Source organism: Pseudomonas sp. c313 (assembly GCF_055407145.1).
The window spans coordinates 1-11326 of the sequence record NZ_JBUZRD010000028.1 but is presented as its reverse complement, the minus strand read 5'-3'; the positions used below and the strand labels follow the sequence as shown (position 1 = coordinate 11326).

Genomic DNA, 11326 nt, shown 5'->3' with positions numbered 1-11326 from the left:
TGGCGGCAGAGCCGCAGACTGGAAGACGGGAAGTTTCGGCCCCTACGGATGCCCGGAAAACCTTAGCGTACGATTTTTTCCGAATTCTGCGGGCTCCCCGTCTGTGACGATTTTGGCGGTTACAAAGCCAGCTTCGAACTCGGCGTGACCGAAATCGGCTGCATGGCCCATGCACGGCGCAAATTCTTCGAGCTGCACGCTACGAATAAAAGCACGCTTGCTGAGCAAGCCCTGCGCTATATCCAGTTGTTGTACGAAATCGAGAGCGAAGTCCGCGATCTGGAGCCGGATTTACGGCGGCGAATACGGAAAGAAAAAGCCGTCCCGGTAATGGACATGCTACATGTCTGGATGAGCGCCCAGCGCGACCTTGTGCCCGAAGGCTCAGCCATCAGCAAAGCACTCGATTACAGCCTGAAACGCTGGGCAGCGCTGTCGCGCTACCTCGATGACGGGGCTGTACCCATAGACAACAATTGGGCAGAGAACCAGATCCGACCATGGGCTCTTGGACGCAAGAACTGGCTCTTCGCAGGGTCGCTACGCAGCGGAAAACGGGCGGCGGCGATCATGAGTTTGATCCAGTCTGCGCGGCTCAACGGTCATGATCCGTATGCCTATTTGAAGGACGTGCTCACACGCCTGCCGACGCAGCGGGCGAGTGAAATCGATCATTTGCTGCCGCATATTTGGCAACCGGTCTAATTGCGTAAGACGTGATGCTCGGATGCAAACGTTCAGTTGCGCCCAGTAAGCAGCGATGATGTCATATTGGACAAGCACGCTTATCGTGAGAAATTGGAACAGCCTTACGAGGTTGTGCCCGATACAGTTACATCAGAGCTCTTCCTTTGCCTCGGCGAACTGGCGCACGGCGTCGACTACTTGCCGTGCTCCGCTCTGAATTTCCTCTATCACAAAGCCGGCTTGGCTGACCAAATCGACGCCTTGATCGACCTTTTGGCGACTAGCCTGCATGCTCTCCACAGCATCCTGCGCTAGTTCATGGTTGCGCTTCACAACATCGACGATTTCCACGGTGGCCTGCGCCGTGCGGGCTGCAAGGTTTCGTACTTCATCGGCGACCACCGCAAAACCTCGGCCTTGTTCACCCGCCCTTGCAGCTTCGATAGCAGCATTTAGAGCAAGTAGGTTGGTCTGCTCGGCGATACCTCGGATGGTCTGCACGATGCTGCGGATCATCTCTGACTGCTGATTGACTGCAGTGATGCCTTCAGCCGCTCGTGAGAGCTCGGCTGCTATGCCTTGTACCACCTCGACCGTTTCACTAATGACCTCGGCACCATGGCGAGCGCTTCTGTCCGTCTGCTGGGATATATTGTAGGCGAGCGTGGCTGCATCGGATTCTGCCTGCTGCTGGCGCACTTGGGACGTAATATCACGGGCAAACTTAACTACTTTGTAAAGCCGGCCACTGGCATCGAATACCGGGTTGTAGGTTGCGCTCAGCCAGACGGTATCGCCATGCCGGTTGAGTCGCTGGAAGCGTCCAGAGAAGAACTCACCACGGTTCAGTCGCTCCCAGAAATCGCGGTATTCAGGAGAGTCCGCTTCACCTCGTGTGCAGAACATGCGGTGGTGCTTTCCCCGAATCTCATCCAGGCGATAGCCCATGGCCTGCTCGAAGTTTTCGTTGGCGTCGAGAACCTCACCTTTCAAGTTAAAGGAAATCGCAGCCATCGAGCGACTGATGGCCTGAACCATGCTGCTCTGCTCCTGCTCACGGATCACCTGAGTAGTAATGTCGGTGGCCAGCTTCAGCACGCCTTCGACGCGACCATCGGCGCCTCGGATAGGGTTGTAGCTGGCTTCGAGCCAGACCTCCAGGCCTTGCTTATTACGCCTCAGGAAACGTTCACGTATGTACTCGCCACCAGCCAGGCGCTGCCAGAACTTACGATAGTCGGCACTCGCCTGGTAATCAGGAAAACAGAAAATACGATGGTGCTGTCCGACGATCTCCTCCAGTCGGTAGCCCATGGTGGTAAGAAGGTTCTCATTGGCACCTATGATGGTGCCATCGGGTTTAAATTCAATTGTTGCCGTCGAACGGTCAACGGCCACGGCCCTTGCTTCTGCGGCCTGAAGCTTTTGCAGAGCCTCAGCCAAGGTCTGCTTGATTGCCTTGTTGAACATTGATTAGCCTTAGAGTGAATTTTACTATCGGACGAATGAGGAGAAGCCGTAAATCCCAATTCGAATGTTTAACTGATGCTTAAATCAGGTGATGTAGCGGGTCTGCAAATTGCACCAGCAAGCACCAACTTGAATCTATGGCTTGTGCAGTATCACGCTAGAGTCTTGGTCGCGCTTAAGCTTTCCAGCATCCTCTCTGCGCTCATCGGCTTGCCCAGCAGGTAACCTTGCAAAATGTCGCAACCCAACTCGGTAAGCATCTGTTGTTGTTCAGCGGTTTCCACACCCTCTGCAACGATCCTCAGCCCCAGCGTTTTACCGAGCGCTACTATGGCCGAAACGATAGCCGCGTCATCGTTACACTTAGCCAGCTCGGTGATAAAACCTCGGTCGATCTTCAGTTCGTTGGCTGGTAGGCGCTTAAGATAAAGCAGGCTGGAATAACCGGTACCAAAGTCGTCGATGGAGATATTCACGCCCAATGCTGCCAATTGATCAAGAACAATCAAAGCAGCTTCAGCGTCCCGCATCGCCGTAGATTCGGTAACTTCCAGTGTCAGGAAACGGGGGGGCAGGCCACTGCTTTGCAGGGCATTGCGCACGACATCAACGAGCTTTGCATGGGCCAGTTGTACCGTCGAAATGTTGACCGCAATACTCCATTCGTCTTTACCTTCGCCTAACGCTTGCCATTCGGCCATCTGCCGGCACGCCTCATGGATTACCCAGCTACCGATTGGCACGATCAATCCAGTACGCTCTGCCAAGGGCAGGAAACGGACGGGCGGCACCAAGCCCAAACCTGGCTTGTTCCAACGCAGTAAAGCTTCAACGCCGATCATAGGGCCATTTGGGGCGAGCATCTTCGGCTGGAAGTGCAGGATAAATTCATTCCGATCCAGTGCGCACCGCAGATCCTGTTGCATTTCCAACTGCAGGTGAGCGTTAACGTTCATAGCTTTTTCAAAGAAGCAGTAGCCATCGCGGCCCTGCTCCTTGGCGTGGTACATAGCCGCATCGGCATTGACCATCAGCTCATGCTCGGTTAGGCCATTTTCTGGGAATATAGCGATACCGATGCTAGCGGACACATGCACTGTCTGCCGCCCAAGTACGTAAGGTAATCGAATATTTTCCACCAAGCGTTGCGCCAACATCGCAGCGTCTTCAGGTTCGCCGGGATCGATAAGCAGAACGAACTCGTCGCCTCCGAGGCGAGCCACCGTATCTTCGCCGCGTTTGGCGTCGTTGATTCGCTTTGCTACTTGCAGAAGCAACTGGTCGCCAGTGTGATGACCGTAAGTATCGTTAACAGCTTTGAAACCATCCAGATCCATGAAGAGTACGGCAAAGTGGCTCTTCTGCCTGATGGCTTTATGAATCGCTTGCTGAAGACGGTCGTTTAGGAGGATACGGTTAGGGAGGCGAGTAAGATTGTCGTGAAGAGCTAGCTGCACCAGTTCACTGTTTGCGAGGTCAAGGGAGCTGGCAAGTATGCTGGTGCGGATGTCAAGCATTGATACGATCAAGGCAATAGCGCAGACAGCCAGCGTGATCAGAATCACCAAAACCATTAGCCAGTTGCTATCAATGCCTGCATTGACCGCTCCGCACACGCTCCCGATAGGAAATTGGGCAGCCGCCATTCCGGTATAGTGCATTCCAACAATGGCACACCCCATAATTAACGAGGCGCCGATGCGTGTACGATTGATGTACTGACCTTCGCCACGCAGGCGGAAAGCGATCCACAAAGCCACGCCCGAAGCAAGGATAGCAATCAGCACCGATAGCGCGAACAACGACGGAACGTATTCCACTACAGGATTCATCAGCAGCGCCGCCATTCCAACGTAGTGCATGGATGCAATTCCGATACCCATGAGCACCGCACCAAGCAGCAAACGCGGCAGTGGCATTTCCGTCTGGCATGCTAGCCACAAAGCAAAGGCGGAGGAGGCGATGGCGATCAACAACGATAAGCCAGTCAGCGTCAGGTCGTAACCCAGCTCGATGGGCAGTTGGAAGGCCAACATGCCAATAAAATGCATCGACCAGAGGCCCGTGCCCATGGCGGAAGATCCACCGGCAAGCCAAAGTGCCGATGCTTTGCCTTCGGTACGGGTGACTCGACCAGTCATGTCCAGCGCGGTATAAGACGCCAGGATCGCTACGGCGAAGGAAAACAGCACATACACGCTGTTATAGCTGCTTACTAGCATTGAAACCCCGAAGGTTGAATTTGGCTCCTCTGGGCATCGGCGGCACGAGCAGTTTCTGAAGAGTACGCTTCATCCTATCGTCAAAAATTTTACAAAAAAAAGCGTCATGCCAGCCTTGCGACTTCCACGGGCACGCTTACGGCTGAATGCGATGCTGGCAATTGTAGTGCCGTGCTGGGCACCCATATTGAATGACCTGGGCTTTGAAGGCCTTGGAATAGGAACCGAGTGTTGGCTGCATGAAATACCCGTTTAAAAGGCTAGATCTGGTGCTCACTTAAATTTGAGTGCACACGATGTCTTGGCTTTGCGGGGCTGGGTAGATGACATGGCCGGACGGTTACTGCCATGGGCTATGTCGGTGCCCTGCGCTTTGCTGGACTGATTGACGAGGCCGGCTATAACCAGCTGTACGAAGACTTGCTGAACGTGCTGTATCAGCAGTGAGTTGCGGTCCAATCGGGAAATCGACGAGGCAGGATTGCTATCAAAAGCGGGCAGCACTCAAATGTTTATCGGAGTGTATGCATCTGGCGGCATGAGCCTTTTCGAAGAAATCTGTGATTCCCGGCCTGGTGAGTCGATGACTCGGGCCCTAGCTTGGGGTGTTGAACGCGCTCGTCGCAACCGAGGCGACACAGCACAAAGGCAAATAAGAGTAAAAAATCCCACAAAGTTAGGATGCCTTGCAGTGCCCTGCTCCCAAGCTTAATAGCCTCATTCTTCGTCGAAGTAGTCGCTATCCAGTTTCGGCAACTTGAGCAGTCGCGATGTTACTCCAACTTCGTGATCCATCATCAGGTTAACAAGCCGATTGCCATCAACCAGCACCATACCCTCCACTGAACGAGCAAAGTCGATACCTTGGGCAGTGAAGCCAGAGGTGGTAATAAATACACCGCGCTTGGCCTTTTGCCCGGCAAGTGCGCCGTAGAAGGCTTGCAACTCAGGGCGGCCAACCGTGCCTTGCCAGCGCTTGGCTTGGACGTAGACCTTTTCCAGTCCGAGCTTGTCAAGCGAGATCACCCCATCGATTCCGCCATCTCCGCTACCACCTACGCGCTGCAAGTCATTGCGGCTAGCGCCGTAGCCAAGGCTATGCAGTACGTCCAGCACTATGACCTCGAAGCGATTAGGGCTGACTTGCAGAAGGTTGTCCAGTAGATCGGCTGCAGTTGCTTGGCGTAGCTCACGCAAAGCCTGCTCCAGCCGATCATCTGGGCTGACAGTGGCTGAGCTTGCTATCGGAGCAATCTGCTCTTGTCCGTCGAGCGGGATGGCGTCGGTTGGACCCTTGAGCTTTACATCCATAAAGCCGATGGCAAGCTGTTCCACCTTATTTTCAGTGAGGGGGTAAGGATGCTGTGCAGCATAGGTGATGCCTGCATCGGTTAGTTTCCAATAGCCTCGCTTTGCGCTCGTAGATAGGCCCGCGCGCTTGAGGCGGTCATGGGCCCAGCCTGCACGGTTCTTGTATATGGCCTGGCCGCTCGCAATCAGCTCCTGCCGTTGTGTTTCCGACAGGTTTAGCGCTTCGGCAGCTGCTTCATGGGCGTCACGAGCTGCCGCGCCTACGGGTGAAGCTGCTAAGTAGCGCAGTATCGGCTCAATGAACTGGTCGTAAGTAGGGACGGACATTGCAACTCCAAGCGCAAGGTAGACGGCGTGCGCGAATAGTAAAGGTTGCGCATTGTTTTGTATTTGGTGAATCGACCTTGGCTTCCTGAGCGTGGTCAGAGACCGTTTGAGATCGACTGCCATCGGTGACGACAAGCCGAAACAGCCGATTCTGTTGAAAAAATCGGCCCTGGTTTCCACGTCAGAAAAGTACGCGCCCGAGATTGAAATCCATACCGGAGAGCTCGGGTACTCCAATCAATAGAAACTACGGCTATCTTCCGCTGGGGTAGACAGCCGAGTTGATACCATTTGAGTTATCTATAGCAATTTGTCTGCCAGCTGCTTGAAGACATCCCGCCCCAGGTCATCTCGTTCAACGGCAAACAAAAAGAGACAGAGGCTGTTGCTAGACTTTTCCCACTGATGCCCAACCTGTTGTTTCTCTTTGGAGTCGTCGTTCGTCTTATAGGGCTCCCCCTTATACTCCACAACTAGGATGCGACCATCTTCCAACTCTGCTACAAAGTCTGGATAGAAGTAGTCAGATGCGGTCGGCAACCAGAATGAGCAGCTTTCCTGGCGCTCAATGTTGCGAACCCAGTGCTTCACCTTGGGATGAGCATCAATTGCCATTGCACATCTGAACTCCTCTGCGGTGTTGCCAGCAGGAGTTTTTTCCCGTAGGTCATGAATAACGGGGTAGAAGTGTTTGCTAAATTCGTAGCTCCCTTGATACATGTTCCGGGCTGGATACCTTCCAGCGTCGAACGAGAAGCTGTACTGCGCCACTTCTTCCAGCGTCGGTACGGACATCTCAAAGAGTCGTCCTTGGAATCCTTTCTCCATAGCCTGCTTACGCAGACGCTCTATTTCCCCCTTGATGGCGTCGGCCAGCTGGAATCTGGCACGAACCAGTGCGGTCAGGCTAAGGCCGATATCACTCATGAGGTAGGAAAGCATCTTTGTCAGGTAGGCCAGTACCTGTGGCTGAGGCAGGAAGGGTTTGCGCACCTGTATGTCCAGCCAGCGCACTAGGTCTTGCGGGCTGATATGGCTCGCAACCTCGTTCAGCTTTAGTTGCTGGGCGTCAATATGCCGAAACTTGACCTTCTCCCCCTGCACATCAATCTCGAAGGAATTCACTGTTTCGTGGATGCTAAAGCCAGCAAGCTGCACGGGGTAGTCCAGCAGGTTCCAGTCTCCTAGCTCCGCAAGTGTGTCCTTTTCCACAATTTCAAGGTAACCATCCAGCTTTAGACACAGCTGGGGGATTGGTGAGAACAAGATGCCTAACTGTGCTGGGGCTCGTAGGGCATTTCGAACGGCCCGGTGATCAGAAAATTGCTGGGCTACCTTCTCTTTGGCTTTTGGGGGGAGGGACGCGGTGATGAACGTTTCTGCCTGTTTCAGCACCTCGTTGTCCACGTTGCCTTTGAGTACCACTGTTGCGCCTTGCGAAGTAGGGCGAATTTCAACCTGGGCTTTCAAGTCTTCCGGCCAATTATGAGTTTCAGGTACTGCTGGCAACTCGACATGACAATCCGGTATTGAGGGAGTTGTGTTCTGGCCGATACTCTGCGCTGTACCACCTGATCCGCCAGCCAAGGGAAGGGATTGCTGAGGCACAATAATGCCAGCGGTATCCAAACGCTCAAAACCCATGTTCTGAACTAAGCGATCCCGTAGATTGCTGGCGGCCTCTGCAAAGTTTGTTGCCACAATGTGGGCGTAGGCTTTGTTGAGGGGAGCTTGGCTGCGATCCGTTGCATATGGCATGCGGAGTACACGTCCCAGCAGTTGCTCTACATCTTTGGAGGAACTCACCGATTGCAGGCTGGAGAGTACATAGGCGAAGGAGCAGTCCCAGCCTTCTTTCAAAGCCTCGATAGTAATGATGTATCGAACCTTGCAGTCCGGGTCGAACAGGTCGACTCCATTTAGTTCTTTTTGGGTTCCCGTAGCAATTGCAATTTGTTCGGGAGAGATATTTTCCTGCTCGATGAGATGCTGCTTCACAACGTCGACTGTTGCCTCACCACCTTTGGGCATTGCTTGGATAAGCACGATTGGGCGGACGTAGTCGTCTTCCTTTAGAGCGATGAGTTCAAGACTGTCACGCGTCAGGATTGAGTCCCGTAGGCACTCTCGCCATCCTTCTGGATGCTCGGCCAGAACAATTGGTAACTTAATCATCTGCTCAGCACGTAGCTCTTGGGCGGACACATGATAGAGCACGTTGTTGCCTGGAACTGGGGTTGCAGTCATTTCTATTACACAGCTCGGGTGCAACCGGCCTAGCGTTTTGAAGAAACGGTCGGTGCGATTGTTGTGGGCTTCATCCACAATGACCAGTGGGCGGTGCAAGTGTAGCCAGTTGGCAACGGACCACTTAACTCTGCCAATATCCTTGGAGGTCAGGAACTTCTGGCTTTGCAGATCGCCCTCAGTCACCTTTTCCAGGTTGGATGTCAGTGAGGCAGGTAGGTCACGGAAGTGTTCACCCAGCTCTTCAAAAAATGAGTAGACGTTTCGAGTGCTGGTATCACTGACGTTGAGCGCCTGTATGGTAGCCACTACGACGATGCAAGCTTTACCTATGTCGTGTGGGCCGACTGTCTGTAGGCTTTCGAGATCGCAAATGCGGATGCGGTCACCGAAATAGTGGGCCAGGGCTTGCCGGTATGGATGGCGGGCATTGGAGAGAGCTTCAAGCGTCTGAGTTCGGATGGTATCCGAAGGGGTGAGCCACAGTGCAACAGGGGCATCGCTATCCAAAACTGACTTGCCGGCCAGTGCTACGGCGTGAGCGGCCAGTAGGGTTTTACCGCCACCTGTTGGAACGCGTAAGCAGACACTAGGAATGTCCGAAAAAATCTCTTGGTAAGCTTCAGTGCGCTGTTGTCGTTGCAGTACATCCTTGTAGGCATCTTGGATAGAAACCTTGCGAGCTCTATCAAAAAAATCGCCCAGAGCGTCCAAGGCGTCATTTTGGTACTTTTTCAGTTTGAACATGGTCGGCTCTTAGCGCATTTTCACGTCGTAGGGGATTTGCTTGAAGGTGATGTCTTCGGCATTCATGCGGGCTGAGCCTAGGCGGGTAGTTTCTCCATACACCACCATGGGGCCTGGGTTGGGTTGTAGCTCTCTCAACATGGCAACGACTGCACTTGTTAGGACATTACCGCTTGCAGGGCGCCGGTCACCGAGGATGCCGTTGTAGAGGAGGAAGTAGCTGGTTCCGTTCTGTTCGCCCATGAATGGGGAATTGAAATCCTGCTGGCCGGGGGTTCCTATTTCAAGATGCCAGATGTATGCCGCCAAAGTGGCAAAACGCACAGAACTGGTGAGCTGGCCTTGCTCATCAAAGGCAGCTTCACCGAGAGTATATAAAGAAAAGCCACCACCACCGCTCCAGTTGGCAGCGTGACTGATGCCACCTGATTCACCTTCGATGACTTTTTCGAGGCGTGGCACGCAGTGTGTTCGGGCATGCTCTCCCATTTCGATGCCGATGTAGCGTCGACCTGTCTTGTGAGCAACTGCGGCAGAAGTGCCAGATCCCAGAAATGAATCTAATATTAGGTCGCCTGGATTAGTAGCGATCCGGAATATTAAGTGAATTAGTTCTTCTGGTTTAGGTGTAGAGAATGGCTCTATTTCAGGAAGAAGTTTACGCAGATGGTCACGCTTTGCAGACTGGTTGGACCCCGCATCTTCGGCAGGCCACCAAGTTCGAGGGACAACCCCATCCTGAACATCGGTCAAATAACGCTTGATAATCGGCAGGCGGTCTCCATCCTTTCCAAAGTAGACGCGGCTTTCAGCGAGAGCTTGCTTCAAATTTTCCTGTGAGAATCGCCAGTAATTGCCTGAGGGAGGCGTCACTACGCGCCCGGATGGCAGGGTTATTGGATATCTCTGCGCGGCACTCCCGCTTTTGGCAGTTCCATTGTCTCCCTGTAACCATGGACCTCTTGGATCTTTGTCTGGGTTTTTATACCTGGCGTTCTGCTCCGGCGTTCTGTCGAGCAGATTTCTGGTTTTGCTCCACACGTCCCGCTGGCGTGCAAATAAAATGACATGGTCGTGAGCGCTGGAAATATCTGTATCGTTCCGGCGACCCTTATCTTTTTCCCAAGCGAAAGTCGCAACGAAGTTTTTCCTACCGAATACTTCGTCCATGAGAACCTTGAGGTAATGCGCTTCGTTGTCGTCAATGGTTACCCAGATGCTACCGTCTTCGGCGAGCAGCTCGCGTAGGAGTACAAGGCGGGGGTACATCATCGATAACCACTGACTGTGCTCTAGGTTGTCGTCGTAGTGCTCGAAAGCGCTTTTGGTGTTGTATGGTGGGTCAATGAAGATGCACTTCACCTGACCGGCGTAAAATGGAATCAGCGATTTTAGGGCTAAGAGATTGTCACCTTGGATGATGAAATTCTCGCTGGCGGCCTGAGTATCACCGTAGGTTTTTTCACGCTGCAGTAGGTGATAGGGCACCTCAAGCGGGATTTCTTTGGCTTGGTTTTTATTAACCCAATCTATAAATGGCATTTTGCATTGGCCTTGCTGACGCAAAAAAGGAGCATTGTATCCGCCGCCCGCATGATTTAAATACCGATGTCTGTTTCCATGGTGAGCGTCTGTCCAACTCGCCTTGCGTAAGTCAGGAGGAATCCGCGACCTTCGCTTGTCACCACAGACCTGCTTGCAATGTCCGTGATCTATCTGCCCCTGAAGCGTGGGACAGTCATCGGGAAAGGCTCGACAACGCCCCGGGGGCTCGTGTCCACCCGGACCGAGTAGGCGGATTCACATCTGTCGTCCTCTCACAAGATTTTGGCAAAGCAGAGCAGGGCAGACTGATTCAGACCGTAAAAATCACACAGTGAGGGAATAAAGGAATTGATATCGCCGGTGAATTGAGACAGCCTGCTTTGACTGCGTTAGGTGGGGTACGCCGGGAGTGGCTTAGGGCTACGGCGAATTAGTCATCATCAAACACAGCGATACCTACGTCAGTGCCTACGTGTAACGGCTTGCATTTGAAAACGGCCGGACTCGCAATCATCTCCATTTCCAGCTCAGATTAACTGCGACTGACGATGCGCTCGGGCTCACATTCGCTGCGAGTGAACTTGCATTCACCCGCGCCGGCTTGCATTCCATCGCGATGGGCTCACGCTTTCTGCAACTGAACATCACCACCACAATCCGTCCAACAAACCAGAGTTTTCCGTACATTTTTGAGGGGGTGTTGCACAGGTAGCACAGCGGCGGCTGACAGCCTGTCGCAAAACAAATGTTTTACGACACCTCCTTGAGGT

General features: G+C 53.3%; 4 protein-coding genes and 5 pseudogenes. 3 read left to right on the top strand and 6 right to left on the bottom strand.

Going from position 1 to position 11326, the window contains the following annotated elements; genetic code table 11:
- Positions 1–90: 90 nt before the first annotated feature.
- Positions 91–705 (top strand): annotated as a pseudogene (tnpC, locus tag ACZRKZ_RS27480) (IS66 family transposase); the annotation flags it as partial.
- Between the two features lie 132 nt (positions 706–837).
- Here tnpC and ACZRKZ_RS27475 read toward each other — a convergent pair.
- The 3 genes and pseudogenes from ACZRKZ_RS27475 to ACZRKZ_RS27465 form a co-directional block, all read right to left on the bottom strand.
- Positions 838–1275, bottom strand: a pseudogene (locus ACZRKZ_RS27475) (methyl-accepting chemotaxis protein); the annotation flags it as partial.
- A gap of 105 nt (positions 1276–1380) precedes the next feature.
- Positions 1381–2157 (bottom strand): annotated as a pseudogene (locus ACZRKZ_RS27470) (PAS domain-containing protein); the annotation flags it as partial.
- Positions 2158–2309: 152 nt separating this feature from the next.
- A complete protein-coding gene (locus tag ACZRKZ_RS27465) occupies positions 2310–4379 on the bottom strand; it encodes a putative bifunctional diguanylate cyclase/phosphodiesterase (protein ID WP_236456642.1) in 2070 nt (689 codons plus the stop codon).
- Positions 4380–4845: 466 nt separating this feature from the next.
- On the opposite strand from ACZRKZ_RS27465, the pseudogene ACZRKZ_RS27460 reads away from it, so the two are divergent.
- Positions 4846–5091, top strand: a pseudogene (locus ACZRKZ_RS27460) (hypothetical protein); the annotation flags it as partial.
- A gap of 5 nt (positions 5092–5096) precedes the next feature.
- Here ACZRKZ_RS27460 and ACZRKZ_RS27455 read toward each other — a convergent pair.
- The 3 genes from ACZRKZ_RS27455 to ACZRKZ_RS27445 all read right to left on the bottom strand — a co-directional run bounded on the left by ACZRKZ_RS27455 (position 5097) and on the right by ACZRKZ_RS27445 (position 10553).
- Positions 5097–6017, bottom strand: coding sequence for a restriction endonuclease (locus ACZRKZ_RS27455; protein ID WP_130906400.1), 921 nt, complete (start codon positions 6015–6017; stop codon positions 5097–5099).
- 300 nt (positions 6018–6317) lie between these two features.
- Positions 6318–9011, bottom strand: coding sequence for a DEAD/DEAH box helicase (locus ACZRKZ_RS27450; protein WP_130906399.1), 2694 nt, complete (start codon positions 9009–9011; stop codon positions 6318–6320).
- A gap of 9 nt (positions 9012–9020) precedes the next feature.
- Positions 9021–10553, bottom strand: coding sequence for a site-specific DNA-methyltransferase (locus ACZRKZ_RS27445; protein WP_130906398.1), 1533 nt, complete (start codon positions 10551–10553; stop codon positions 9021–9023).
- A gap of 341 nt (positions 10554–10894) precedes the next feature.
- Here ACZRKZ_RS27445 and ACZRKZ_RS27440 point away from each other — a divergent pair.
- Positions 10895–11028, top strand: a pseudogene (locus tag ACZRKZ_RS27440) (peptidoglycan DD-metalloendopeptidase family protein); the annotation flags it as partial.
- Positions 11029–11326: the final 298 nt, after the last annotated feature.

Coding starts and splice junctions, on each gene's coding strand:
- ACZRKZ_RS27455 (WP_130906400.1), bottom strand. CDS start 6,017: ATGTCCGTCCCTACTTACGACCAGTTCATTGAGCCGATACTGCGCTAC.
- ACZRKZ_RS27450 (WP_130906399.1), bottom strand. CDS start 9,011: ATGTTCAAACTGAAAAAGTACCAAAATGACGCCTTGGACGCTCTGGGC.
- ACZRKZ_RS27465 (WP_236456642.1), bottom strand. CDS start 4,379: ATGCTAGTAAGCAGCTATAACAGCGTGTATGTGCTGTTTTCCTTCGCC.
- ACZRKZ_RS27445 (WP_130906398.1), bottom strand. CDS start 10,553: ATGCCATTTATAGATTGGGTTAATAAAAACCAAGCCAAAGAAATCCCG.